Annotated in this window: 27 protein-coding genes and 1 CRISPR repeat array; of the genes, 10 read left to right on the forward strand and 17 right to left on the reverse strand. The window is 34.7% G+C overall.

Annotated features, from left to right (window positions below; all coding sequences use genetic code 11):
• Positions 1-154: 154 nt before the first annotated feature.
• From A5482_RS16015 to A5482_RS16040, 6 genes are all read left to right on the forward strand, one after another.
• Positions 155-802: a hypothetical protein gene (locus A5482_RS16015; RefSeq protein WP_069789402.1), complete on the forward strand. Its 648-nt coding sequence runs from the start codon at positions 155-157 to the stop codon at positions 800-802.
• A gap of 130 nt (positions 803-932) precedes the next feature.
• On the forward strand, positions 933-1,544 hold the full coding sequence (locus A5482_RS16020; protein ID WP_069789401.1) for a hypothetical protein: 612 nt from the start codon (positions 933-935) through the stop codon (positions 1,542-1,544).
• A 404-nt stretch (positions 1,545-1,948) separates the two neighbouring features.
• Entirely contained in the window at positions 1,949-2,224 is a 276-nt protein-coding gene (locus A5482_RS16025; RefSeq protein WP_069789399.1) for a type II toxin-antitoxin system TacA family antitoxin, read from the forward strand.
• On the forward strand, positions 2,214-2,738 hold the full coding sequence (locus tag A5482_RS16030) for a GNAT family N-acetyltransferase (RefSeq protein WP_069789398.1): 525 nt from the start codon (positions 2,214-2,216) through the stop codon (positions 2,736-2,738). The genes A5482_RS16025 and A5482_RS16030 overlap by 11 nt, the downstream gene beginning before the upstream one ends.
• Before the next feature lie 255 nt (positions 2,739-2,993).
• The gene (locus A5482_RS16035) at positions 2,994-3,140 is read left to right on the forward strand and encodes a hypothetical protein (protein ID WP_161486817.1); all 147 of its coding nucleotides are present in this window, start codon (positions 2,994-2,996) and stop codon (positions 3,138-3,140) included.
• Positions 3,113-5,152: a hypothetical protein gene (locus A5482_RS16040; protein ID WP_446684878.1), complete on the forward strand. Its 2,040-nt coding sequence runs from the start codon at positions 3,113-3,115 to the stop codon at positions 5,150-5,152. Before A5482_RS16035 ends, A5482_RS16040 begins: the two co-directional genes overlap by 28 nt.
• 10 nt (positions 5,153-5,162) lie before the next feature.
• Here the strand turns inward: A5482_RS16040 and A5482_RS16045 are convergent, their stop codons facing one another.
• The 3 genes from A5482_RS16045 to A5482_RS16055 form a co-directional block, all read right to left on the reverse strand.
• Entirely contained in the window at positions 5,163-6,257 is a 1,095-nt protein-coding gene (locus A5482_RS16045) for a hypothetical protein (protein WP_069789395.1), read from the reverse strand.
• 121 nt (positions 6,258-6,378) lie between these two features.
• A complete protein-coding gene (locus A5482_RS16050; protein ID WP_141712636.1) occupies positions 6,379-6,762 on the reverse strand; it encodes a hypothetical protein in 384 nt (127 codons plus the stop codon).
• A 1-nt stretch (position 6,763) separates the two neighbouring features.
• On the reverse strand, positions 6,764-7,342 hold the full coding sequence (locus A5482_RS16055; protein WP_069789393.1) for a hypothetical protein: 579 nt from the start codon (positions 7,340-7,342) through the stop codon (positions 6,764-6,766).
• A 394-nt stretch (positions 7,343-7,736) separates the two neighbouring features.
• Between A5482_RS16055 and A5482_RS16060 the strand changes: the two genes are divergently transcribed.
• Entirely contained in the window at positions 7,737-7,943 is a 207-nt protein-coding gene (locus A5482_RS16060) for a hypothetical protein (protein WP_069789392.1), read from the forward strand.
• A gap of 125 nt (positions 7,944-8,068) precedes the next feature.
• On the opposite strand, the gene A5482_RS16065 is transcribed toward A5482_RS16060, so the two are convergent.
• From A5482_RS16065 to A5482_RS16090, 6 genes are all read right to left on the reverse strand, one after another.
• Positions 8,069-9,442: a TerB family tellurite resistance protein gene (locus A5482_RS16065; RefSeq protein WP_069789391.1), complete on the reverse strand. Its 1,374-nt coding sequence runs from the start codon at positions 9,440-9,442 to the stop codon at positions 8,069-8,071.
• A gap of 324 nt (positions 9,443-9,766) precedes the next feature.
• A complete protein-coding gene (locus A5482_RS16070; RefSeq protein ID WP_069789390.1) occupies positions 9,767-10,018 on the reverse strand; it encodes a hypothetical protein in 252 nt (83 codons plus the stop codon).
• Positions 10,011-10,928, reverse strand: a complete 918-nt coding sequence (locus A5482_RS16075) for a ParB/RepB/Spo0J family partition protein (protein WP_069789389.1) — start codon at positions 10,926-10,928, stop codon at positions 10,011-10,013. Before A5482_RS16075 ends, A5482_RS16070 begins: the two co-directional genes overlap by 8 nt.
• Positions 10,929-10,955: 27 nt before the next feature.
• Positions 10,956-11,714, reverse strand: coding sequence for a ParA family protein (locus A5482_RS16080; protein WP_069789388.1), 759 nt, complete (start codon positions 11,712-11,714; stop codon positions 10,956-10,958).
• Positions 11,715-11,753: 39 nt separating this feature from the next.
• Positions 11,754-12,449, reverse strand: a complete 696-nt coding sequence (locus A5482_RS16085) for a glutathione binding-like protein (RefSeq protein ID WP_069789387.1) — start codon at positions 12,447-12,449, stop codon at positions 11,754-11,756.
• A gap of 42 nt (positions 12,450-12,491) precedes the next feature.
• On the reverse strand, positions 12,492-12,716 hold the full coding sequence (locus A5482_RS16090; protein WP_069789386.1) for an AbrB/MazE/SpoVT family DNA-binding domain-containing protein: 225 nt from the start codon (positions 12,714-12,716) through the stop codon (positions 12,492-12,494).
• Between the two features lie 153 nt (positions 12,717-12,869).
• On the opposite strand from A5482_RS16090, the gene A5482_RS16095 reads away from it, so the two are divergent.
• Positions 12,870-13,694: a tyrosine-type recombinase/integrase gene (locus A5482_RS16095; protein WP_446684876.1), complete on the forward strand. Its 825-nt coding sequence runs from the start codon at positions 12,870-12,872 to the stop codon at positions 13,692-13,694.
• Between the two features lie 16 nt (positions 13,695-13,710).
• Here A5482_RS16095 and A5482_RS16100 read toward each other — a convergent pair whose 3' ends face one another.
• A complete protein-coding gene (locus A5482_RS16100) occupies positions 13,711-14,811 on the reverse strand; it encodes a hypothetical protein (RefSeq protein ID WP_069789448.1) in 1,101 nt (366 codons plus the stop codon).
• Positions 14,812-14,882: 71 nt separating this feature from the next.
• Here A5482_RS16100 and A5482_RS16105 point away from each other — a divergent pair, with 71 nt between their 5' ends.
• Entirely contained in the window at positions 14,883-15,110 is a 228-nt protein-coding gene (locus tag A5482_RS16105) for a hypothetical protein (protein WP_071891661.1), read from the forward strand.
• Positions 15,111-15,130: 20 nt separating this feature from the next.
• Here the strand turns inward: A5482_RS16105 and A5482_RS16110 are convergent, their stop codons facing one another.
• The 5 genes from A5482_RS16110 to csx18 form a co-directional block, all read right to left on the reverse strand.
• The gene (locus A5482_RS16110; protein WP_069789447.1) at positions 15,131-15,388 is read right to left on the reverse strand and encodes an HU family DNA-binding protein; all 258 of its coding nucleotides are present in this window, start codon (positions 15,386-15,388) and stop codon (positions 15,131-15,133) included.
• A 210-nt stretch (positions 15,389-15,598) separates the two neighbouring features.
• Entirely contained in the window at positions 15,599-15,946 is a 348-nt protein-coding gene (locus A5482_RS16115) for a hypothetical protein (protein ID WP_069789446.1), read from the reverse strand.
• Between the two features lie 165 nt (positions 15,947-16,111).
• A CRISPR array of direct repeats spans positions 16,112-18,098; the repeat unit is 36 nt; unit sequence GTTTCCATTCAAGTAGTTTCCCCCATTAAGGGAGAG.
• A 177-nt stretch (positions 18,099-18,275) separates the two neighbouring features.
• The gene (gene cas2, locus A5482_RS16120) at positions 18,276-18,557 is read right to left on the reverse strand and encodes a CRISPR-associated endonuclease Cas2 (protein WP_069789445.1); all 282 of its coding nucleotides are present in this window, start codon (positions 18,555-18,557) and stop codon (positions 18,276-18,278) included.
• Positions 18,558-18,562: 5 nt separating this feature from the next.
• On the reverse strand, positions 18,563-19,555 hold the full coding sequence (gene cas1, locus A5482_RS16125; RefSeq protein ID WP_069789444.1) for a CRISPR-associated endonuclease Cas1: 993 nt from the start codon (positions 19,553-19,555) through the stop codon (positions 18,563-18,565).
• 68 nt (positions 19,556-19,623) lie between these two features.
• Positions 19,624-19,917: a CRISPR-associated protein Csx18 gene (gene csx18 / locus A5482_RS16130; RefSeq protein ID WP_069789443.1), complete on the reverse strand. Its 294-nt coding sequence runs from the start codon at positions 19,915-19,917 to the stop codon at positions 19,624-19,626.
• Positions 19,918-20,145: 228 nt separating this feature from the next.
• Between csx18 and A5482_RS16135 the strand changes: the two genes are divergently transcribed.
• Positions 20,146-21,318 (forward strand): helix-turn-helix transcriptional regulator, encoded by a 1,173-nt coding sequence (locus tag A5482_RS16135; protein ID WP_069789442.1) that lies wholly within the window; start codon positions 20,146-20,148, stop codon positions 21,316-21,318.
• Positions 21,319-21,324: 6 nt separating this feature from the next.
• On the opposite strand, the gene A5482_RS16140 is transcribed toward A5482_RS16135, so the two are convergent.
• The gene (locus A5482_RS16140; RefSeq protein WP_069789441.1) at positions 21,325-22,776 is read right to left on the reverse strand and encodes a hypothetical protein; all 1,452 of its coding nucleotides are present in this window, start codon (positions 22,774-22,776) and stop codon (positions 21,325-21,327) included.
• Position 22,777: 1 nt separating this feature from the next.
• Entirely contained in the window at positions 22,778-24,694 is a 1,917-nt protein-coding gene (gene cmr6, locus A5482_RS16145; RefSeq protein WP_069789440.1) for a type III-B CRISPR module RAMP protein Cmr6, read from the reverse strand.
• Positions 24,695-24,704: the final 10 nt, after the last annotated feature.

A 24,704-nucleotide genomic window follows, 5' to 3' on the forward strand; every position in this document is an offset into this window, starting at 1 on the left:
ATATGTATACAGCATTATTTTGGTTCCCTCGAAAAATAGTTTAGTTATGAACTTTAAAGATTTATCTAAAAAGAATCTTAATTTGTTTCATTATTAAGCAGAAAATTCAATTGTCCAATGTTTTTATCTATGTAATTTTTAGCCATCAATTTTTATGCTTTTTTATCATTTGGATTATCTTGATGACCATAATTTATGTCCTACCCAAACTCTTGGAGAGTTTCATATAATTGCCAAAACCACAGAACAACTAGCAGAAGTTAGATCTTTTTTTAATATGGAGGAGCTATCTAAAGAGGGTTATTACCCAGATATTTTCATTCCTAACCCATACGAAATGCTTGACATTTATGATAGTCAATGGGGATATGTTAATCATTTGGTTATATCAACCCTTGAGCATCGGTCTGTTGTTACTAAAATTTTAGAATTTTTAGAAATTGAAAAAATTGTTTTAGATGATCAGGAAAGAAATCAAATTGGTTATATTGAGACAGATAAAAATGAAATAGTTATTTACCTTTATGAAGATATATTCAATCAATATAAAACGGTCAATGATGTTCTTAAATGTCTTAAAAGTGATTTGTTTAGTTATGAAGAAAAATATACTTGTTTAGATTCTCGTTATGGTATCAAAACACAAACTATTATTCGACCGAATTCTTGTAAGAGTAAGGAGTTAATTGAAATGATACTTGAACAAAATAGTTGGTCAAAATTACCTTTAAAAAGCTGTGTAACAGTAAGTGCTAATAATAAGTCCAATGTCGTTAACTCTCTTTGTGATACTTCCCGTTGAAATAATGTGCATATTTTTGCCACCTCTTGCTGATAGTTACATAGGAGATAAATTAAATAATTTTCAGTCACCACAGTAGCCCATCATATTTCCCTTCCCATCACACCAATAAAATCAATAATAATCAACCATGCAAATAACCCTTAACAAAGCCAATAAACTGCTCAGTAAGTTTAAAGGAGAGCGTAAAACCATGAGAGCAGTATTCGAGCGCCTTCGCTACTACCATGAAGATGAGCAAGTTAGAGCCATTACCGCCGTGGATGTTAGCCTTGCCAACCTAACCCCAAGGGTAGCCGATGAAATCCAAGCCATGGTAAATGTTTACCGTCAGCAATTACAAGATTGCTTAGACATTGAAGCAGACTTTTTTAAACTCAAAGAAGCTATCTTCTCCCAAAACCAAATCACAGGAATTTCCCAAAGGTTAAGCCAAATGGAGTACCTAACCTCTAAAGTAGGATTATACGATGACCTCATCAACGAAAAGAAACGTAGTAAAACCGTTACCCTTATCCCCTCAGACATCGACTATGACTTATTAAGGGATAACCTATCTCATCAGGATGGCTCAGGAAAACTACATATTCAAGTGTTTGATGTTAACGCCCTACAAATAGAGCGTCAGGAAGCAATAAAGCAAATTACCCAAACCGAGGATGAAGTGGCAACCATTAACAATCAAACTATCATTAACATAGAATTTAGCTCCGCTAGTAGAAAACTATTAGGATTAGATTAAATCCTTGGCTACTCGGTTAGCCATTAAGTACATTCGTGTACAGCCGACGTACATTGGTTTCCTAAACATTACCTAAGACGTAGCTCTGCTGTTTTGCCTTTAAATTGTTGTTGATGGTTGTTTTGGCGGCAGCAAATTGGTCAAATTGACTATTTTCATGGTTAACCCTTGTTCAAAATCAATGTACGGTTTGGGTGGGAATATATTGCTATTTCCATCCTCTCATACCAAGTTTGAATCTTTTATAACCTAAGTAGGGCAGAAATTCATCAAGATATAATGTCCAATAACCATTTCTCGTATTGTCAATCGATGCTTTGCCATGTAAGGGGTTCAGTAATTTTTCACTTATCTTTGTCAAAACAATGTACAATGTGTGTACAGCAGCGAATAAAACAAAAGCAATGACATCCATAAAGAATAAAAGATTACAACTACGTTTAACGGATCGTCAGAAAGACTTGATTACAAGGGCGGCGGAAGTTCAACAAACCACAATGACTAACTTTATCTTGGAAAAATCCTATGAAGCGGCGCTCGAAGTCTTGACGGAACAAACAATGTTTTCCTTGGATGATCAAGAATGGGAGCAATTTTGTGAAGCATTATCCGCTTCTCCTAAATCAATTCCTGTTTTGAAAAAACTGCTCACCGAAAAAAGTATTTTTGATGAAGCATAAATTATCCGCTCCAATTTTACTAACTAAAGCCCATGATACCGAGAGTTTTGATTGTGGGGTAAATGCTCTTAATAGCTTTTTACAAAATTATGCCCTCCAAAATATCAAAAATAAGAGCGTTACAACTTTTGTGGCGGTAATGGAAACAAGTGATAAAGAGAAAGTAGTGGGTTACTATAGCTTAGTTGCGGGTAGTGTAGAACATTCTGCTGTACCTCCACGCATTAAAAAGGGTTTGGGTCAGTATCCTATACCCGTAATTATTCTGGCGAGGTTAGCGGTGGATCTATCAATGCAGGGGAAAGAATTAGGTAAAGGATTACTAAAAGATGCTTTATTAAGGATTTTAACGATTACCGATAATTTAGGAGTCAGGGCCGTTTTAGTTCATGCCAAAGATGAGAAGGCTAAAAACTTTTATCACCAATATGGGTTTGAATCATCTCCCATTGATGAATACCATCTTTATCTTCTTATTAAAGATATTGAGGTTACTATTTCTCAACCATATTAGTATAACAAAATGCCCTGTTCTGTCTTACCTGTTTTCTTTTTGTAAATCTTCGTTAATTAAAAAAAAAGATACCTGCTTTATGTGGTATCCTTCTATAAAATATAATAAATTTATCGTTTGAAAATTCTTTGGAGTGTTGTTCCGAAGAGTCCGAGTTTTGAACCTCAACCAACAACGAAACAACACCGTAGTGCAATTCGATGTTAACACGTTTGGTAAAGGTTTGAAAAGATACACCTTAAACAAGAGCCAAAAATGTTCAATCTAAACAACAAAACCACCAAAATAGCCACCGTCAACAACGGGCTACAAGGTGCATTGGCTCAAGGGGTAAAGGACTTCTTCGGTGACTCTCCAAGGGAAGGAGAGAAACAATGCAAAACCAAAACCAAGAAAAACTAACTCAAATCTTCCCCTACCGCTGGAATTGGATCATCAAAGAGCATGGTTCATGGAAAACCGTCAAAACCCGTATAAGTGACCCCACCCTCATTAAGATTTATGAAGACCCGACAAAATTGATAGGAGTAGGGTTTGATAAACACACAAAGTATTTGATGCTAGACATCGATAAAAACTCCCCCTACCACCCCAAAAACGACCCCAACGGCATCCCACTACTAGAACTAACCCTATACAAAATAGGACTAAAAGAAAACATCAAAATTCAATCCAGCCAGAGTGGAGGAATACATATATACTATCCATTTAGCCATAAACTAAAAAGTTACAAGATAGGAACAAAAATAACCCAGTACTTAGAAGATAATGGGTGGACAGTGAAGAATGGCACACTAGAAATCTTCCCCAACAAAAAGAAAGACAACTATAGCCAAGACAAAAACCAATGGAAACTGTACCAAAGGCATAGACTACCCCTACAACCAGAAAGCAGTAGTTACCTCCTAGATAGTCAATATCAGCCCATAATAGATCACCCCAAGCCCCTAGATAGTTTCCTAGAGCAGTGGGAAAATGTAGCCAAAGCCCAAGACATAAAAGAACTAAAAAGATACCTCTACCTAGAAAGCAAAAAAAGCAGAGTATTAGCCCAGATAGAAAAAGAACTAAACCAAGTAATAACAGAAGGATTCACAGGGCGTGGTCAAACCAACGACATTTTACTCGCCCTAGGGAGAAAAATAAGACTATGCAGACAACTAGGAGGAGTAGAACTAAGAGACACCATCAGACATACAGTAACCCACCTGAGAGGATACGAAGAATACTGTGGGCATCAATACGAAATCCATCAGCGGAGTCAAGACATAGCCAGATGGGCAGAAACAACATATCCCTTGGCATGGGAGAAAAAAAGCAAAGACTTACCCAAACCAAAAACCAACAACAACATAAAAACAAGAGATGCCCTCAACCGTATTATAGAAGCCCTAAAAATAGTAATAAGTAAAGAATATAAAAATATAACAGCCTTCGTAAAAGAAATATGTAGCATAGCCAAATGTTCAGCATCAACCCTATACAAACATCAGAAAATATGGAGAGAAAAAGTAAAACTAAAAATCGTGTGTAATTCCATACAGGGAGAGAGTTTGAGCTTAGATTTGTTAGAAAAGTATATACTAAGGTTTTATATGCTTAGTTTATGTCTTCCCGAAAAAAAAGAAATTAAAAAGAACAAACAAAAGGCGGTTGGGGTAAAATCAGTAGAATCCTGTTTCGTAACCGAGAAACTAGAAGTAGCTACTCCATGGGAGGATAATCAAACCATTGATGGGGAAGCTAGAAAAGTTAATGGGGGAGAATCAGAAGCCTTAGAATCAGAACCAGCAAGATTAACCACTGAACAATCGGGGATGATAGGTGATTCTCCAGAATTACAGCCATTAAATCCAGAACTAGGGGTAAAGCTAGGGAAGCCCTCATATCGGCAAAGTAGCTCAAGTGGTGAAAATTTAGGCGATACTCAAGCCGTCGCTCAGGAATCAGTTAACTTTTCTGCCCATGGTAATAACGACCTTGTTGCCGAGGATAAACTTACCCAAGAGCGTAGTAAATTTCTCAAGGGGTTGGGCATAGACATACCTGAGAAATTAGCTGAGTTAGTTAATCGGGCAACCATAGAGCAGTTAAATAACCTGCGACAGTTACTCAAGGAGAATAAAACCCTTAATAACCCCGTGGGCTTCCTCATAAAAGCCTTGAAGAATAATTGGCAACCCAAACAGAAAACCAGTACCCCAAGCAAACCATCATGGCAGGAGGAATTTGAGGAGTTTTATAATCAAGCTATTGAGGCAGGATACTGTGAGGATTTACCTATTAATTACCTATCGAGGAATCACCGTAATGAACCCATGGTAAGGGTGAACATACCACATCCATGGTTAGGTGCACCCTATACCCTACTTTATTGGCGTGAGGCGAAGCAGGAGTTTAGAGGCGATGGGTAAACTAATAAATTTAGTTATTTTTTTGCCAATTAAAGTAATAAGCATACCAATCTACATAAAACATTGTTTCAACTATAGATATGGTCAAAGTATAAATAAAATTATAAATAAAAGAATCTTTAATTTCATCGGGTCTATGATAAATCTGTAATAATTCTTCTTTAGTAATATCAATTTCTGTAAAATTCATGTGAATTAATTTATCAAAATATGGATTAGATAATGATAATTTATAAAATTTGTCGCTAAATATCACATAAGAAATAATTGTGTTTATAGTATTTAAATTAAGATAAGGAATAAGTGATATGGTATCTTTTGTTACTTGATAATGTTTATCTAACATAAAGTTTATATATTCTTGTTTTTTGCTATCTTCTAATGATATTAAATCGTCAAAAATAGCATATCTGTCCAATGATGTAGCATCGTGCTGTTGTAACGATGCCACATCAAATCCAGTACAAGTAAATGGAGTACCTTTTTTATAAAGCATAGCTCTATAAAGTGGAAATTCAGCATTACATTTAAATTTTAATAGTGTTTTTTTATCTACAGTTTTAACAAAGTCTTCAAATATTTTAAATAACATTTTCTGACATTCCTTATAAGAATAAAATTTAGCAAAGGGATAACACAGACGTTCCATAGAAGACTTATATATCCTCTTTCTATAAAAAATACTCTTACTTGTTTCATATTGTTTATTATCATTTTTTATCGTTATATCCTTCAGAAAGACATCGCTATAATCTGTTCTTATATCTTTGTAATGACCATATACAAAATATAAAATAGCTACTGAAATATTTTGATTCAGTATAGAAATTTTTTGTCCTTTTGACATATTTTCAAAGGAACTAAACGAAAATCTATTTTCTGATTTTCCAGTATGATTCCAGTCTGTTTTTAAGTCACAGTGAAGATTATTATTTTGATGAACAAACGTCGCACAATATTGTTTTCCATCTGTTGTTTGGTAGCCTTTTCTAAGAGTTACAATAGTTTGACAGCTTGAACAACGAAAAACTCCATAATATTGGTTATAGTCAGCTTCTCTTGCACTAATTATTTTTCCCGAACTTACATGGTATGCCTTTTCCATTTTTTCTATATTGCGATAAGAGTCAAAATTTAGACTTTAACTAAATTTTATCAAGTTGCACTTTGTTGTACGAATCCTATGTTTCCGCCTACTAAGAAATAACAAAAAACCCCGGATATTGCTATTTCGTAACTATTTCTTCCAAGTTTTCCAGTCGTATTCGTAAATTAGCATTTTCCTTTAAGAATTTTTTTCTTTGATTAAAACAAAATGCTACCAAAGAACCGCCTAAAGCAACGACTAGAATAGTCAATATGGGTATATTTTTAGAGTCTTGAGAATTCGTTAATTCAGGATTAATTTTTTCTGCTCTATTTTCTGTTACTGGCTCGGTATTTAAAGTTTCACAGGAATAAAAAGCACAATTTATATCACCAGATTGGGTAACATTATTAATAGTTAAAGCATAACTATTATTACTCAATAATCCCATAATCATAAATGATAGAAACACTGTAAGTAAGCAATATTTTATTTTCTCGAAAAACGTTTGTCTGTTCTTCATATTAATTGTTATTGTAAATAGTTACATTCTGCTCTATCTTTAAATCATTTTGTCGAGTGTCTTTTTTCGGTGTAAATGACTTAACTGCTTCGTAAATAGCAAATCCTGTTCCAGCCATAGCTAAGACTGGTAAAGCCGCCGAAACAGCCAATCCAGCTGCCATTCCTCCGCCTATTAAACCTCCCATAGTTGCTAAACCAGAGGAAATTCCCGCAGCACTTAAGCCAGCCGTTCCTGCCGCCGACACCATTGCAATGGATGCCACACCTCCGACAACACCTCCAGCAACACCTCCAGCTATGACTTTACCTACTTGATCATCATTCTCATTTACAATGTAGTTATTCTGATTAATATTAAACTTGTTAGTTTGATCTTTGATGTCGTTACTTTCTATTGCGTAAATCTCTGTTTTTTCGGACTGATTACTAATAGTTTCCTCAGCAAATACAGCCATTGGTTGATAAGTAACAACCATTAATAAAACACAAAAGAAACTAATGATTTTTGTAATTAATTTAGAGTTATTTGTTCTTTTGTAAATTGTGGCGGAATTAGTGTAACAACTAAAATTTTTCATAGGTTTTACTTTTTTATCTAAATATTAAATTTTTATCAAGAAATACAAAAATGATTTTTATGTCAACCTACTTTAATCTGCTTTTTTAGTCAATTGGGCTTAAATATTATAGCTTTTTGATGTGAGTGTCAGACTTCTCTCATCCATTTTCTCTTTACTCTTTTTGAGAGTTTGTTAATAATCATATTATTAATTTACTATAGGTTATCCAGAAAATAAATAATTTCATGCTAATGACGAAAATTTGAGATAAGTGCGAAATCACACAGTGCTGTCAAAGTTTTTTGAAATTTAGAAGAAATCTTACCATAGAGCGCATGAAGCGGATAGAACATATATATCTAAAATCAATAAATAAAGAATAAAATAGTATCGTTATTAGTAAGACAAAGAAATGGAAAATCTAAATCCCAGACAGGAAAAAGTTGTAAACAGAATGATGGATCTTATGGAGTCCGAAGGTTTTTTAGATGGACTTGAAATTATGAATCAAGAGCTAGATGAATTAATAAAAAAGGGTGAAATGACCGAGGAAGAAGGTGATGGTATTGGAAGGTATATTTTACAACTTTTTGGTGGATTATTTGGGGATACTAGATAGAAATTAAGAGAATAATAGGCAATCAACTCATAATCACTATTTTTGCATTATTTATAAGTTTTACAAATATTAAATAACATGAAGTCATGGAGCCGAATGAATCTAAATTTGTCCATTAACGATTCTTATTCTTTAGAAGGGGAAGGAGGAAGTAGCAAGAGTCTTGGGGTAATTAGTCTTCTGATTTCATTCACAGCTTCTTGAGGAATGTTCATGATTCTTGCCATGCGATTATGTAACTCGATTTCGTAATCATGAATATGTCCATCGGCTTTTGCCACTTCCCACGCTAGAGTTAAGATTAATTTACGTTTTATTTCTCTTTTCTCTCTTTTGGGATCACTTGTAATACCTTCTTTAACAAGATCTTCAAACATATCGTGGGAGTTTAAAGCATCGTCAATTCGCTGACGATCTTCCTTCTGTAAAAGAGAATTATTCATCATTTGATAAATAGCATCTTTTTTTGTTTGATGTCTATGACCATAAGCCCTCATCATAGGAATAGAAGCGATAATGGTATCAGCTAAAAACTGACTAGCCTTTTTCTCTTCTCCCTTTTTAAATACAACCATAGAACCCCCAACAACTCCTACCCCAAGAGTTATTCCCACAACAATGGGGGCTAATGTTGTCAATAAGGCATAAGCGGAAGCACTAACTAAAATACTACTTTTAAAGCCAATAGCCGTTAAGATGGTATTCCCTAGACTAGCTGGTGCAAAAACAGAACTGGTAACGCCAGCAGTTCCTAAACCTGCTATGCTACCAGTCCCAGCACCTAATAAAACAGAACCTCCTACTTTTGTCCAAGGATTAAGGCTTTCTTTAATCTTTTCTATCTCACCCAGTTTTAGTTCAACATGAGATGATTGTTCTTCTGATAAGTAGATAACGAGATCCGACAACTCATTCTTGAAAAACTTATCTATTTCAATGGTTAAATCTAACCCTTTCTCTTGAAGTTGTATTTGTAATTCATCAATTTGAGGGGCTACCTTATCAAAAAGAGTTTTGACCTCCCTGTGAAGTTTATCCCATTTAGGACCAATTTTTGTTTTTAAAGTAGAAATATCTTGTTGCATTTCTAATACTTCTTCACCATATACCATCTTCATTTTGGTAAAAAAGTTTTGATCTACACCAACAATCAAGTCCATCGTTAACAAAATAACAACTAATGATAGTAAAGTTGCTACTGGTGCAGTCGCTAAACCAATTATTGGTATTGCAGTAAAAGGCACAAATGAATTTGCCATAAAAGATAATATGCCACCAAGTATTAATAAGCCAGTAGTTACATATTTCTTTATCTGGGAGTTCGCTTCTGAGTCTTGATAAATTCGGCTAAGAATCTGAATATAGAGGGGAATTTTACCGACTCGGGAAAGAGAAAATTGAATCAACCCTCCAAAACTTTGGATCATCAAAGGAGCTAGTATCGAAAAAATGGATCCAACAACAGGGAAAATAGCTGTAAATAAGAATTCAAGAAACATCTTTTTAAAGTGACACTTTTGTGAACTATAGTGGTTAATACTTTAGATATACTTATACTTGCAATGTAAAAACAGAGTTTTGTGTTTTTAAGTGAAAATGCCTGAAACCTATGATTAATAAATATTTCATTCATAGATTACCCTTGATGGCAATACCTAAAAATACCCATCCATAGGAAATAAGGATGATATAGAGCCTACTATACTGTTAACCGCTTGTTCATGATTGTTAATTATCGGCAGATGATTTGTTATTATTTCTGAAAATTTATTCGTCATACTATTAATTTAATCTAGGTTGTTAAAAAAAATAGTAATCTCATGCTAATGACGAATAAATAGGATTGGAAATTTTCTAGCAGGGAAAAGTAGCGAAGCTGTCACTATAGCTAATAAAGCTAAATTTGGTAATCTCTCCCAAGATTCAAAAGGAATTTCCTCTTTGGAGGTTTTGACTCCTGCACTCGATGGCAGTCGTCTTAAGTTTTGTAAATATAAAGTTAAAACTCTTAATATGATTGAGTTGTAGGGAGTTGGTACGCTCATTACAGCTTCCCTAGCTTTACGCTTACTCATCCAATAATATATTAATCTTTTCCAATAACTGCTCCACTTTCTTCCACTTCTTCGGTTCATTCTTCCATAACTTTTTCTTTTTTATCTGCTTTACGGTCACATCTATTTTTTGCTCAACAGTTTCCTTCTCTTCTTCCGTTAACTCTTTAATCCTTGCCTTGATTTCTCTGAGGGATAAGTTATCTTTAATTGCTTCTTGGGTTAATTCTTCCCTCAACTGCTCATCTTTAATCTTACTAAGGGCGATCGCCTTGGTGTATGCTATTTTACCCTGTTGAAGAATAATTAAAATATCATAGGGTAGTTTTAAGAGGGGCAGTCTTGTTTCTACAAAAGAGTTAGGTTTTATACCCACCGTTTCAAAGATAGATTCAATTATTTCTTTTTCTGAGCTAGGGGAAACGTTTCCACTAACCTTACTTTCATTCCGTAAACGATAGAGCAGAGACACAATATTTGGTATATCTTGATTTAATCTAGCTGACAGTAACCTTAATACTGCTTCAGTTTCTTCAAGGGGATTTAGATCTTGCCTTTGCAAATTTTCTAGAATGGCTATTTCTAACGCCTCATCATCACTCAATGACAAAATAATCACTGGTATTTCAGTCAAAGATAAAAGTTGAGATGCACGATAACGTCTTCCCCCAGCCACTACTTCATATTTGCCGTCCTTGAGGGGGCGCACCAATAAAGGCTCAAGAATACCATGGGCTTTGATACTCTGAGCTAGGCTTGATATACTTTCCTCATCAAAGTATTGACGGGGTTGGTATTGAGGTAGAGTTAATAAATCAATTTTTACCTTGAAGGGTTCTTGAGAAGATTGTAAATTTTGACTATCTCCTCCAAATAAAGTATCAATACGGTCATTCAAACTGGTTTTTAAGGGAGTTTTTTTAGTAGCCATAATTTTAGGGGAAACGTTTCGACTAAGTTATTTACTGAGTGTTAATAGTTGTTTAGCAATTTCATTAAAGACCTTAACCGCAGGATGTCGTGGTCTATAAATCGCTAAAGGTAATCTTTCCTCTGTGGCATCAGGAAAAACTGTAGAGTCTGGAACAGGAGGAAATACAGTACCTAGTTTAATCAATTCCGTTTTCATTTGTTCATAAGTCCGAATATGTTGAGAACGTCTTTTATCCATTTTCATCGGAACAAAACCAGCAAAAGTTAATTCGGGATTAACGTGTTTACGAATCCGAGCCACAGTATCTAATAGTAATCCAGTGCCAAAGTAACTTTTAAATTCTGTTTCAATGGGTACTAACAAATGAGTCGCCGCAGTCAAAGCTAGAATCGATAAAATACCAAGGCTAGGAGGGCAGTCAATAAGGACAAAATCGTAGTTAGGGAATAATGGGGAAAGGACTTGTTTTAGTCGTTGTTCTCTATTTAAAGCAGATACTAATTCCATCTCTGCCAAGCTGAGATTGATGTTTGTGGGAGCTAAATCCATTCCATATATTTTTTCTAAAATAGTTAGTCGAAACGTTTCCACTAGAGCATCATAAACTGAAGTTTCTAGTTCGTGGGGTTCAATGCCCATGAAGGTAGTCAAGGATGCTTGAGGGTCTAAATCTATCAGTAAAACCTTCTTTTTTTTCTTGGCGAGGGCGTAACCTAGATTCATGGTTAAGGTAGATTTACCCACACCCCCCGACTGGTTGAATAAAGCTATTACATTAGTCATTTATAAAAATTTAATGTTTATTATCTGCTATTAAACCATTTAATCAGAAACTTTTTTTGCAGTTTGTCCAAAGAGGATATTTCTACTTTCTTCAGTGACAGTTGGTTGTTTAAATTGCTCCGCTATTTCGTAAGCCTTAATCACAGCTTCCCTTTCTTCCATCCTGCCAAACCATGCTTCTAAATGGGGGAAATCCTTTATATCCTGTTGTTGATTAGCATAGGGTACAATCCAAGGATAACAAGCCATATCAGCAATGGAATATTCTCCCACAATGTAATCTTTTCCTTTCAGCTGAGTGTTCAGCACTCCATACAATCTATTAGTTTCCTTCACATAACGCTCGATAGCATAGGGAATCTTTTCTGGGGCGTATATACCAAAATGATGATTTTGCCCTGCCATGGGCCCGAGTCCACCAACCTGCCAGAATAACCACTCCAAAGTTTGAGTGTATTGCCGAATATCCGAAGGGATAAATTTACCTACTTTCTGGGCTAGATAAAGTAAAATTGCTCCCGATTCAAATACACTGATAGTCTCTTCTTTATTGAGTGGTTGATGGTCAATAATTGCGGGAATGCGATTATTTGGGGAGATGCTTAAAAACTCAGGGTTAAACTGTTCTCCTTTGGCAATGTTGATAGGGATGATTTTATAGTCAAGACCAGCTTCTTCTAAAAAGATAGTGATTTTATGACCATTGGGAGTTGACCAGTAATAAAGTTCAATCATGGTTACTTTTTCTTTTAATTATAGTGGGTTGATAAATTAGATTTACTCAGCCAAAGTCTTAAAAGTTTCTTGGTATTGTTTCATAAACGTTCTACCTGCTTCCAACTGTTTCTCTATTTCACTGTCATAGGGAGTTAGTAAATAACCGTTAGGGGTTTCAATAGCAAACAAGCTACCTCCCTTTTCTACTTTAAGATGACTGAGCATTTCTTGGGGAATTACTATACTTGTACAACTCCCTACCGTGGTCAGTTTTAGTTTGTGCATAGTTAAGGTGGGCTGGGAACTATTACATCCATTGTAGTGACTATTTTCTGAGGTAGTGAAGATATTAACTAGCCAAGGTTAGGATATGATTGGTTAAGGGAGAGATAAAGGCAATATCTCAACCCTTTTATAAGGATGCGGAGTAACGCAACTATGAATAATATAACAGAAATTGTTTCCTTAGAGGAACTAATGTACCTATGGCTCTCCGATAAGAGCAAAACCACGGTGAACACTTATAGACATACGATTAAGCAGTTTATGGAGTTTGTAGGTAAGGACTTGGAAGAGATTAGGTTAGAAGACTTGGTAATGTGGAGGCAAAGGTTACAGCTTACCTATGGTGAGGTGACAGTTAATAACAAACTCCGTCACATTAAAAGCCTACTCTCCTATGGCTACAAGATAGGTTACTTAGAGCATAACTTTGGTTCTCTCATCAAACTAGGGAAAGAAAAAAACCGTATTTCAGAGAAAATTCTGGAGATAGAAGATGTTCAGTTACTCATTAATGGAGCGAAGATGCTCAGAGATAAATTACTGCTAAAACTTATTTATGTCTGCGGATTAAGGGTATCAGAAGCAATAGCTTTGCAATGGAGAGATTTAAGGAGAAATAAGCTCACCGTATTTGGTAAAGGAGGAAAAACAAGGATATTGTTAGTACCTGATTGGTTGGTAGAACAATTACAGCAGTTAAAGGGTGGTAGTAGTTTTATATTTGTCTCTAAAAATGGTAACAAGCTCCACCGTTCCATGGTACACACGATGATAAAAAGGACGGCTCAGAGGGTGGGAATCAACCCTGAACTTTCCAGCCATTGGTTAAGGCACTCCCATGCTACCCATGCTTTAGAAGCTGGTTGTAACCTCAGATTATTGCAACAATCCCTAGGTCATAGTAATATTAGCACCACGGAGAGATACCTGAGACTAAATCCCCGTGAAGGTAGCAGTGATTTTATGACTATCAAATAAGTGTAAACGTTTACATTCAAAGATGATTTATGCGCTGGATGAATGTTTTTTTGCGGGAGTATTTTGTTTTAATGTCTTCTAATCGTTGAGAAAATATTGCTTCTTTCCCTTGATAAATGGCTAATTCTTTCAATTTTATTAAGAGTTTTTTAGCTTCATCGTAAGGTTTAGGCTGTCCTTTTTGAATAAGATTGTCTACTTCCTGCCATGCGTCATCTTCACGGGATGCAAAAGCCTTTAATTCCCTAATGTTTTTTTGTCTTATTTCTTCGGCTTGTCTTTCCTGTTCTAATTGCTTTGCTTTTTGTGCTTCTGTTAATAACCATTTAATAGTGCGTTTTTCGGGAGAGGATTGCTGATTGACTGACTCATTGAATGCTGACAATTTTTGCTTTAATTTTAAGCTGAGATTTGCTTCTTCTTTCAATAATCTTAGTAAAAAATCATCTTTTTCTGAATTTGATAACTTGGTAATATTCTTTTCTAAAATATTATCTTGAATAGGATTTATTTTAGGACTATTAATACTAGCAACTTCAATAAGATACTTGTTAACTTCAAATAGTTCGATAAATATTTTATGAGACTCTGAGAGTTCTTTTAAACCATGAGGAAGAGGAGGTTCTTTACTTTGTATTAATTTTTTCTCATCTAATTCAATGGCTTTTAGCCAAGCTAGGTAAAGTACCCGATAATCTCTTTCTAGGATTTGCGTTCTTAAGTTAATTAAATCATCTAAATAATTACTATCTTCTTCTATCCACTCACATCTTTCTTCATCATTAATTTCAATATTGAGAATTAAGTGATTTTTTGTTTTCTTAATACTGATAACATCACTGTAAATATATTCTGCTAACTCTTGGGGATCAACTAAAGAGATGGGAAATTTAAACATCAATTTAACAGTTCCCCAATTAGCCATGTAGAATAGAGCATCAAAATACTCAGCCAAAATTTGTTTTTCATTGGCAGGAAAATCACCATAACTATACCTAAAAATAGCCTTCCTTGAAGTTAACCCAACTCGACTGGATAAACGAGATATTTCCTGTTGTTCTACTTTTGTTAAACCTCGCTCTATGGCTTGAAACTCGTAATATTGGTATTCACCCATTAGACTTTGTTGCTTTTTGCGATTACTCCTTATAATACTTTAAGATTTTATCAATATTTCAGTGTGAGGAAATGTACAATTTAGTATTCATAGAAGCCCGTGGTGGTAAGACCATGAGCCAACAGCTAGTGGAAATAATCAGGGAATATCCAGAGGGTTGCACTGCTATATACTTAAGCCAAAGAGTTAATCGCCCTATCTCCATGATTAACATTTATCTCAAGGGATTAATCAGTACGAAGCAGGTTAGGACGAGAATCAACAAGAAAAGTGGAAAAAGATTGATTTATTCTCGATAAGTTTGAGCGATCGCCCTGTGTTACATTTCACTTTTGTAAGTAGATGCCCAGCCAAATAACTTTCTTAGTCGTTGGGAGGGATTAAACTTGAATACTGTGCCACTACTTTTTTTATTGATATAGAAAGAGCCAAAGTTTCTCAAACTAACACTTTCTCCTTGTTTCAGGGAGTTATAGATTTCTTCTAATGTTGCTTCAATGACTTGTTCTACTACTTTATTTTCTAGTTCAGATCTTTTAGCAACCCGTTTGATTAAATCTTTTTTATTGATAGACATAGTTACTCTTCAAAATAAGCAGTAATACCAACTTCTAAATCTTCAAAGGCTTCATCTAGCGAGTTATAGCTATCTTGCCCCTCATAAATTGTACCTCCTTCATCATAGGCAACAACAAACGAAGAAGTGTCCTCATCATAACCAATTTTTATTTTGCCTTGGGTGTAAATAAAATCTGTTAAATTAGGATATTTTTCCTCAAAACTTTTACTAAAGATGGTACAGAGGATACCTCTCTTTGTTTATTAGAGTTTCTTCCAACAAATTTAGACATAAGTATCCTACATCGTACCACAAAGAATAATCAGTTAAGTCTCTAATTATTAAAGTGCTAACGGCAAAACCCAGCTCCTGTTCAGTATCAACTAAAGAATACCCGTCGCAAAAATCATACTCTAATGCCTCATAAAAAATAGTCATCCAATCCCATTCCTTAGGAAACCAATCTCGATAATTAGCACTCCCCGTTTCCTCTCTTTTTTCTGCAATAAAATCGTGAAAAGGAACAACCCACAAGTTATCTCCTTTTCTTTCTAGGTACAAAACATTCTCTTTCATAAAATTACCTCATGAGTACAGCAACAAAATCTAATCTCCAATGATGGGATAGTGTGATTCGACAAGTCAAAACTTCTAACAAAGGGCGCAAAGCAGGTCAGTGATCCGCACGCAAGGAGCTTTAGAACTCGTCATCGCTTTTTACGCTCGTCTATTTTGTCCAGTGTTTCCATTCAAGTAGTTTCCCCCATTAAAGGAGAGAAAGATGATAGAAGAAAAATAGTAGCTAGAATTAACTCTAGTTTCCATTCAAGTAGTTTCCCCTACTAAAGGAGAGTTATGGTTAGAAATAAAAGGTGTTAAATAACCTAATCTAAGTTTCCATTCAAGTAGTTTCCCCTACTAAAGGAGAGCTAAAGAATATCAAGAAATTCTAGCTAGTTTTGGACTTAAAACCGTGTTGTTTCCATTCAAGTAGTTTCCCCTACTAAAGGAGAGCGGAAAATCATTAAGGGTGCCTGTTTTTACGGGGTGGTTTCCATTCAAGTAGTTTCCCCTACTAAAGGAGAGAATGGAAGACTAAAAACAAGTCTCAGTTAATCACTGACATTCTAGTTTCCATTCAAGTAGTTTCCCCTACTAAAGGAGAGAAGCCAACATGGGAGCCCTAGCTGACGATGTCAAGGCTTTGGGTTTCCATTCAAGTAGTTTCCCCTACTAAAGGAGAGACACTTTTAGAGCATACAAAGAACTAAGAAACTGTAAAAAGTTTACGTTTCCATTCAAGTAGTTTCCCCCATTAAGGGAGAGTTAATGTCAATTTTTGACTTTACAGATACTTGCGTTATAGGGTTTCCATTCAAGTAGTTTCCCCCATTAAGGGAGAGACATCAAAAAAACTCTCTTTTACAAACTATACCAGAGTTGTTTCCATTCAAGTAGTTTCCCCCATTAAGGGAGAGTCAGAAGATGTACTTTTCTGGACATCAAGATGAAGTACGTTTCCATTCAAGTAGTTTCCCCCATTAAGGGAGAGCAACCAGAAAAGTAAAAGAAGAGTTCAATATACCTCTTAAGTCAAGTTTCCATTCAAGTAGTTTCCCCCATTAAGGGAGAGCTGAAGGGGGGAATTACATCAAGGGAGATGATTTGTGGTTTCCATTCAAGTAGTTTCCCCCATTAAGGGAGAGCCACTATAGTATGGGTGACAGGAGAGCCGTCATCGCTCATAATCGGTTTCCATTCAAGTAGTTTCCCCCATTAAGGGAGAGAGTATCAATGGACTGAATCGTTGGTTGACCAGAAGCCGTGACGTTTCCATTCAAGTAGTTTCCCCCATTAAGGGAGAGTTTTATGCTAGTGCCGTTGATTGTTTTTCCAGCATGTTTCCATTCAAGTAGTTTCCCCCATTAAGGGAGAGTCTACAGGGAACATGATCTCGAACAATTCATAGGGGTTTCCATTCAAGTAGTTTCCCCCATTAAGGGAGAGTATGTACATAAGAAAAAAAATCCTCGTTTTATAAGTAAAAGTTTCCATTCAAGTAGTTTCCCCCATTAAGGGAGAGCTAAACGTGAGGTAAAATTGAGGGCTGCCATGAGAGATCGCCGTGGTAATTTGTTTCCATTCAAGTAGTTTCCCCCATTAAGGGAGAGCCATTTTATTGTCAATATTTGTTGAGTTGGTCACCCCTTACTAGGTTTCCATTCAAGTAGTTTCCCCCATTAAGGGAGAGTCAAACAGCGTTTAAACGAAGATATGGGCTTTCCTGTATTAGTTTCCATTCAAGTAGTTTCCCCCATTAAGGGAGAGAAAAAATAAGCATGATGAAGAGTATGAAGTACTTTTACATACAGTTTCCATTCAAGTAGTTTCCCCCATTAAGGGAGAGAATAGGTATCTTATAGGTTTTCATATTAACCCTCTCGGAAGTAGAGTTTCCATTCAAGTAGTTTCCCCCATTAAGGGAGAGAAGATTTCTTCTCTACTATACATAAGGTTTCCTGGAATGCTAGGTTTCCATTCAAGTAGTTTCCCCCATTAAGGGAGAGGATACTGATGATGAGCTAAAAGTATTAATAGTATCTATACCTTTTGTTTCCATTCAAGTAGTTTCCCCCATTAAGGGAGAGTTTAACCAGTTCATATTTTTTTCCCCATAGCTCTGTCCATTTTGGTTTCCATTCAAGTAGTTTCCCCCATTAAGGGAGAGAGCCGTTTTTAGAACCGTTATGGAGCAATAGCTTCAGATGCGGTTTGCGAACGTTAGCAAAATTATACCCTATAATCACTATTTTTGCTCATTAAAAACTCTTGAAACGCTTATGTAGTAATACACCGAGGGATAATACGAGAAATGGTCGTTTGAGGGCATTTTGATTATCCCTCGCTAGATAATCAGAGAAGAGAAAGGTTTAGTAATATCTGAGTTAACTCCCCATACCTCAATATGCTTAAAAGTATGACGAGAAATACAATAAAACCTTAAACTATCCTCCTTTTCTCTAAAAATCTTCCGAAGTTTTTGCCGTAATTCTTTATATTGGTGGCTGTTCAGAACACACTCAAAAACACTATATTGAACCCTTGAGCCATAACCTTCGAGAATGTTTGCAACTTTAGTTCGTCTTTTATTATCAGTAATATCATAGCAAACAAGGTAAAACAACATTATTTTTATCTAAACAAATAAGGTTGATAACCGATAACAGGATTGTAAAAAAAATGTTTAATCTTTCTTACCTGTTGCATGAGTAAGTCCCATCTTGGTTCTTTTTCTCCAAAATCATTAGTAACCATTTCCTCCATCCTAGTAATAAAAACCTGTAAATATTTTTTTCGACCCTTATCATTTAGGTAGCAACCACCATTACGAAACATAAAATCTTCTTGAGCATTAATAATATTTTTGTTAATCAAATAAAGAACTAAAGAATCAACGATTCCAGCCCTAAATTCCTCCACCAAGTCAGAAGCCAGAGAAGCATGACGTTCACTATTTTGATGTAAACAACTATAGTAAGGATCTAAGCCCTGCAACTCAATCAAAGATAAGATATGATTCCATAGCACCTGATAACCAAAGCTAAGTAAAGCATTAACTTCATTACCTGGAGGACGACGAGAACGAGAATAAAAAATAAAATCAGAATTACTTAAACATTGTCCAAAAGCTGAGAAATAACTAGCCGCTCCTGCACCTTCATACCCAAAAAGTTTATCCATGCTATCGACCTTTAGGGCTTGTTCCTCAAGATAAGTTAAGCTATCAATGGTTTGCTGTAATTCAATATTATGTTTTCTTCGCTGTTGTCTTTGCAAAATTATTTTGGAGTTATGGATTTTTGCAGAAACAATAGTTTTAGCAATTATCAACTTATCGTGAAACTCAACTTGTTGTTGATAACGGGATAATTGTCGATAACCCCTTTCTATGGCAATGATTCTTCCATAACAATAACCCATTCTCGAAAGATAAAGAATTGGTATATTTTGCCACAAACATTTCCTAATCAATTGAGTTGTTAGCTGAGACTTACCAAATATCAAAATTTGCTCAACTAATGGTAATTGAATTTCATTGATGATTTGTTTATTTTTTGTAACTCGAATTTTTTCTTTTTCTAAACATAAATAGCATCCTTGTTGTGAAATATATACTGTTTTCATTAAATCTTGAATTCTAATTATGAAAATTAATCCTATTTAAAATTTAGGGAGTAAAAATTAATATTGCATTATTCTTTATCTCTACGCTTTAAATCATCTAAACGTTTTTTGACAATAGGATTGTAGGATTCTTGATCCAATGGTCTATCAAAATATCGTGGTTCTTGGGATTGTTCTAACCACAGAGCAACAAAATCAAAACCCATGGTCACTGCAAAAGTAGAAACACTAATGGCGATGGTGTTAGTAATAACACTAGCTAATCCTAAAGGGGCGATTAAAAGTAAAGTTAGAGCTATTAGACCATTGATAAAAGCGGATGCAATATTTTTGATTAAACTTCCTTTGAGTCTATGATTCATTTGTTTTTTAGTTACTTAATTATGGTTAAAAAACCCCAGATAATTTTGACTTATGTGAGATTGCGATATTTCTAGGAAAATTACTTTTCTTCTACCATAGTGACTTAGTTACCTCTAAAAAATTAATATTTAATAATATTGATTATTTCACTATCAATAGCTAAAACCTTTATAAAACAAACTGCAAAAGAAATTAAACTAAAATGATAAATATTATTTTTTAGAAAAATGGCAAAAACACCTCAGTTACATCGTTATAGTGACCAAAAATCGTTTCAAAGATTGATGTTATTGATCGCAACCATTGTGAATCATCCTAACTTGACCCAAGAAAACGATGAAGAGCCAACTAATTCTCTTTCGCAATTACAACAAGAAATCAATAATACTGCTTCTGAATATGACGTTCAACTAGATAAACCTGCTATTTCCACTCTCCGAAAAGACTTAGAAACCCTCAAAAAATACGGTATTTTGGAGAGGAGAATGTACCGTTGGGGATATTATTTAGGTACAGGAGTAATGACAAAGGCAGAGTTTAAAGTAGCTTTTGATGCTTTAGAATCCATGGCAAACTATCAAGGAGATGCCATAGCAAGAAAAATATATCGACAACTAAGAAAAAGAATTAAAGGATTACAACTAGATCATAAAACTGATTTTTTCTATCCTATTAGAAGAAATTTGAATCGTGCTATAAATTATACAGATCCTGAAGAAATGTTCTTAAAAGGAAATAATCAAAACACTTTATATCATCATATCTCTAGTTTGGAAAAAGCTATAATAAAAGGACAAGCAATAGAAGTAAGTCGTCCAAAAGATTACTATAATCAGGGTCATATAGGCATAGAAATAATTATCCCTTTACAGCTAATTTATTATAATATTGCTTGGTATTTAATTTATGAAAATTGTGCGAATGGTCAAATAATTATCGGTCGATTAAATCGTTTCAGTGACTATTTCCACATTTTATCTACCGCAGGAAGAAATATTTTAGCTCAAAAAGAATCATTAAAAAAAGCGGAGCAACTACTAATCAATGGCTGGGGCTTAAACTTAGGTAATTTAGAAGAACAAGAATTAGAGCTTAAAGGAGAATTACTGTTAGAAAAGATTAAAGTAAGATTTTATCCCCCCATTGCAGATTTAATCATTGAAGGAGATTTAAGACACCCAAAACAAAGAATAAAAGTTACTAAAAATCAATATAATGGTCAGATTTCATTCGTGGATTATTTTATATCTCTTCCCCCTCGCTCTCTTAATGAATTTTTATATTGGCTACAAAAATATAGTAGTAGTGTTGAAGTTGTTCATCCTCAGCATTTAAGAAAAAGACATGAGCAAGGGGCATTACAACTTTATCAACGTTACCAAAAAATGCCAATAGTTTAAATTACTTTATGGGGTATATTGCGTAATTAATTCTTTAATTTGCTTATGATAATTTGCCATAAAACTAGCTTTTTCTAAGCTAGAATAACTTTGACCGGAAAGAGAATTCAAATAGTATAAAATTTTATTTTTCCATTCTTGTTCTTTTTCTACTTGCCAATATTTAAATAAGTCATCTTCTGTTAAATGAATTAAGCGATGATAAATACGATTACGCCATTGTTTAAGATAGTCAAAGTCTTGCCATTTATGATCATTAACAATTTCAGGTAAAGCAATTTTAACCAAAGAATATAACTTATCACCATAAAGACCAAGTTGATTATTTTGTTCAAATAAAACCCGTTGATTTCTAAATTCAGGAAAACGAACATCACCACAGATACTAGATTTTAAATAGGGCGTGTCATCTCTTTCACTAACAACACAATCATAATATTTTTGCTTAATTAACTCACTCATCAAACCTTCAACTGCACGGAAGCCATGAAAAAAAGCCTCAATGTTATTACCTTGCTTAAACCGCACAAAACCTAAATAGGCAGATTCGTATCCTTTCCACCACCAATTATTACTAGGTATTTGTTGTGAACCCTTAATAAAAGTATCAAAATCAGTAATATTCCACTTAATCGCTTTCTGAAGGTATGGTCTAAGTTTACGAATATACTCATTATCAATATCTTGCAAATAAGGCTTTAAGACAAAATTTACTCCTTGATAATCATATCTTTCTAATAAACTTAGAGCCTCAGCTTGTTTACGACTCCAAAGATAATTAACACCTTTAAATGGAGCAGTATAGGGAGATGGTTTACCTTCTAAATTATCTTGTATATTTTCTTCAAAATCAAAAAAAGTAACTTTTTCTTCAAATCTAGTAATAGCTGTAATTCTTGCCGCCTCGGAAGATTGATTAACTCCCCCTTTTAAACAGAGGAATAATTCTTTATTTTGTTTATTATTTGGATCAATTACATTCCAAAAACTTTGCCACCATCGAAACATTTGCTCAAAGTCAGCTGGGTTTTCATCTTTTTGTCCCTGATAAAATATCTTAACTTCAAAATTATAATTTTTTTCTAAATACTTCTTAATTACTTCTCCAGAGTAAAGAGTATCTTTTTCACAGTATTTAGGTATAGCAAAACTTTCTTGATTAGTAACAACTAAATAAACTGTTTTAATTTTATCTTGATAATCATCAATTAATTTACCAATAATAATAGGACTAACTTTATCTTGGTAATCTTCCCAATTTTCTGCTAAATATTGCGTTACTTCTCGAAAACTACCTTGTTTTTCTAATTGATATTGAACCCTAACAGCTTGGCTTTCTTCCTCCTCAAGATTAGACTGAAAAGCATTACCTACATTTAACCATTGTTGATTGTAATCTTTGCAATATAAAGCTAAATCACGGGTACCGATAGTAGCAATTAAAATAGTTTTGGTCATATTAATTAAAAGGAAAAATTTGATGATATTGAGTAGCGTTATTTTCTAAGACTTGTAAAAACTGTTGCCGTGGGTTTTGGGTAGCCCCGAATACTGTTACTACTTGATAATCTCCACCATCTGTTACCCATACAGGGGATGCTTTTGCACCTCCTCGCACTTTTCCGCATAAGTCACCATCATAATCACGGTTTCTCTTCAATGGTTCAGAATGCAATGTAGCTAGGGCATAGGGTTTGTTGAATTTTTCTTTTCCTGAGCAAACGATAATTTTACAATTAATATCAATAGCTTCCTGCCAATCTCTGCTTGTTACTTGTCCATTATTCCGAGGGCGTTGATGGTTAATTTGTTTATTACTTAAACTATTTAAAGCTGAATAAAAAGTAGTTAATTTCTCTCTAAATTTACCATGAAATTCCCTAGCTGTATCTCCGGTTTTCCAAAATGTATCTTTGCTATCAATAAAAAAAGTCGAGCCTCGTCGCCAAGGGTTATTATTTCTTTTATGTTGTGGTCTTCTCGCTCCTTGCCCAATCCCTCCTAAATTAAGCATCATCCACGTTAAATTCTTCATTAATTTTTTGATAGTTTCCTGTTGATTAACAGCAGTTTCAGAGGAATAAGTTAAGGTTAAAATACCTGATTGTTCTCCTGGATAATCATCCCTATTTTTGGCTTCTGGTTCAACTAATTTACCTTCTAAAACGTTACATTGAATGTAACCATGATATTGATTAGGACTAATGCTACCAAATAATTTACCTTCCCATTCTTGTACGTCTTTAGCTGATAAAACTCCTAATGCAAAGGCTCTAAACCAATATCTGAGCATGGATTTAAAAGCGGTACTACGCACTTCAGCAATAGGTTTTCCCCTCATTTGCCAATCACCACGATTATTCTGTGTCCATCTGGTAAAGGCTTGACTACCGTGAATTAGTTGTCCTTCCCATCCCAATTCTACTCTTAAAAATTCTGGTTTTAATCCTTCTACATTTATGTTATTAACACTAGCTTTTAGTTGTCCATAACCACTATTTATTTGCGATCCAATCCCTTCTGATAAACCTTTAACTAACCAGTTTTTAACTTTTTCTAAAATACTTTTATCTTGACAGTTACTCGCAAGTCTTAAACCGATAACAAAAGTGGCATCTTTCAGGGATAAAAAAGGATTGGGATTTGGGGAATAATTGAGGTTATCATCTTTCCAACTCCAAATATTATTTGCCATGTCCATTTCTAAGCAACCTTTTGTGGGGTAGGCATCAAAAAAGACCACTTTTCCTGCTTGATTAGCTTTGTTATCAGTATCAATGGAACCAAAATAGGGGGCAATTTGTTTTTCTGCATCCTTCCATTTCAAACCCTGATTTTCCATTATTTCCCGAATAGCATAGTTACGGGCAACGCCTCGCAAACTACTAGAGGGAATATATGGCATCCCCAAGGCATCAAAGGCAGGTAAGAGGATATTTTCTACCCCTCGATGTCCTCCTACCCGAATCCGCCATGTTGATTGAGCTTCAAAAGATTCCTCTGCCATTAATTTGGTGCGTTGGTTGAGGGTAGCAAGACGGCTGTTATAGTTTTTGCTGTTGTCTTGGATTTTTTGAAGTATTTCGACTTTCGTGCCATCTTTATATTGACTATCAGCTTCTCTCATCCACCGTAGATATTCGGTAAAACCTGCGGAGTTATCAATAGACGGGCTTTCTTCAAGTAGCCAAGGATTAGGCATGGGATTATTATTGGGATTATTGTTATTATTCGGTGAGTTATTCCTACCTTGATTATTTACTCTATTATCATTATTTTGGGAAGAATTTTGACGAGGTTGGGGGCGACTAAAAGCTGCATTTTGTGGGGGATTTGGACGAGTAGGACGATTGGGACGATTAGGACTATTAGTCATTGTTTTATGG

This window comes from Cyanobacterium sp. IPPAS B-1200 (assembly GCF_001747005.2).
Lineage (GTDB): Bacteria > Cyanobacteriota > Cyanobacteriia > Cyanobacteriales > Cyanobacteriaceae > Cyanobacterium.

Bases quoted from the DNA above. Each gene is read 5' to 3' on its own strand.
- A5482_RS16140 (WP_069789441.1), bottom strand. From the start codon at position 22,776: ATGACCAAAACTATTTTAATTGCTACTATCGGTACCCGTGATTTAGCT.
- csx18 (WP_069789443.1), bottom strand. From the start codon at position 19,917: ATGAATCATAGACTCAAAGGAAGTTTAATCAAAAATATTGCATCCGCT.
- cas1 (WP_069789444.1), bottom strand. From the start codon at position 19,555: ATGAAAACAGTATATATTTCACAACAAGGATGCTATTTATGTTTAGAA.
- A5482_RS16025 (WP_069789399.1), top strand. From the start codon at position 1,949: ATGACATCCATAAAGAATAAAAGATTACAACTACGTTTAACGGATCGT.
- A5482_RS16095 (WP_446684876.1), top strand. From the start codon at position 12,870: ATGAATAATATAACAGAAATTGTTTCCTTAGAGGAACTAATGTACCTA.
- A5482_RS16115 (WP_069789446.1), bottom strand. From the start codon at position 15,946: ATGAAAGAGAATGTTTTGTACCTAGAAAGAAAAGGAGATAACTTGTGG.
- A5482_RS16105 (WP_071891661.1), top strand. From the start codon at position 14,883: ATGTACAATTTAGTATTCATAGAAGCCCGTGGTGGTAAGACCATGAGC.
- A5482_RS16090 (WP_069789386.1), bottom strand. From the start codon at position 12,716: ATGCACAAACTAAAACTGACCACGGTAGGGAGTTGTACAAGTATAGTA.
- A5482_RS16015 (WP_069789402.1), top strand. From the start codon at position 155: ATGCTTTTTTATCATTTGGATTATCTTGATGACCATAATTTATGTCCT.
- A5482_RS16055 (WP_069789393.1), bottom strand. From the start codon at position 7,342: ATGAAAAATTTTAGTTGTTACACTAATTCCGCCACAATTTACAAAAGA.
- A5482_RS16065 (WP_069789391.1), bottom strand. From the start codon at position 9,442: ATGTTTCTTGAATTCTTATTTACAGCTATTTTCCCTGTTGTTGGATCC.
- A5482_RS16110 (WP_069789447.1), bottom strand. From the start codon at position 15,388: ATGTCTATCAATAAAAAAGATTTAATCAAACGGGTTGCTAAAAGATCT.
- A5482_RS16135 (WP_069789442.1), top strand. From the start codon at position 20,146: ATGGCAAAAACACCTCAGTTACATCGTTATAGTGACCAAAAATCGTTT.
- A5482_RS16020 (WP_069789401.1), top strand. From the start codon at position 933: ATGCAAATAACCCTTAACAAAGCCAATAAACTGCTCAGTAAGTTTAAA.
- A5482_RS16075 (WP_069789389.1), bottom strand. From the start codon at position 10,928: ATGGCTACTAAAAAAACTCCCTTAAAAACCAGTTTGAATGACCGTATT.
- A5482_RS16035 (WP_161486817.1), top strand. From the start codon at position 2,994: ATGTTCAATCTAAACAACAAAACCACCAAAATAGCCACCGTCAACAAC.
- A5482_RS16040 (WP_446684878.1), top strand. From the start codon at position 3,113: ATGCAAAACCAAAACCAAGAAAAACTAACTCAAATCTTCCCCTACCGC.
- A5482_RS16060 (WP_069789392.1), top strand. From the start codon at position 7,737: ATGGAAAATCTAAATCCCAGACAGGAAAAAGTTGTAAACAGAATGATG.
- cas2 (WP_069789445.1), bottom strand. From the start codon at position 18,557: ATGTTGTTTTACCTTGTTTGCTATGATATTACTGATAATAAAAGACGA.
- cmr6 (WP_069789440.1), bottom strand. From the start codon at position 24,694: ATGACTAATAGTCCTAATCGTCCCAATCGTCCTACTCGTCCAAATCCC.
- A5482_RS16045 (WP_069789395.1), bottom strand. From the start codon at position 6,257: ATGGAAAAGGCATACCATGTAAGTTCGGGAAAAATAATTAGTGCAAGA.
- A5482_RS16050 (WP_141712636.1), bottom strand. From the start codon at position 6,762: ATGAAGAACAGACAAACGTTTTTCGAGAAAATAAAATATTGCTTACTT.
- A5482_RS16030 (WP_069789398.1), top strand. From the start codon at position 2,214: ATGAAGCATAAATTATCCGCTCCAATTTTACTAACTAAAGCCCATGAT.
- A5482_RS16085 (WP_069789387.1), bottom strand. From the start codon at position 12,449: ATGATTGAACTTTATTACTGGTCAACTCCCAATGGTCATAAAATCACT.
- A5482_RS16080 (WP_069789388.1), bottom strand. From the start codon at position 11,714: ATGACTAATGTAATAGCTTTATTCAACCAGTCGGGGGGTGTGGGTAAA.
- A5482_RS16070 (WP_069789390.1), bottom strand. From the start codon at position 10,018: ATGAGTAAGCGTAAAGCTAGGGAAGCTGTAATGAGCGTACCAACTCCC.
- A5482_RS16100 (WP_069789448.1), bottom strand. From the start codon at position 14,811: ATGGGTGAATACCAATATTACGAGTTTCAAGCCATAGAGCGAGGTTTA.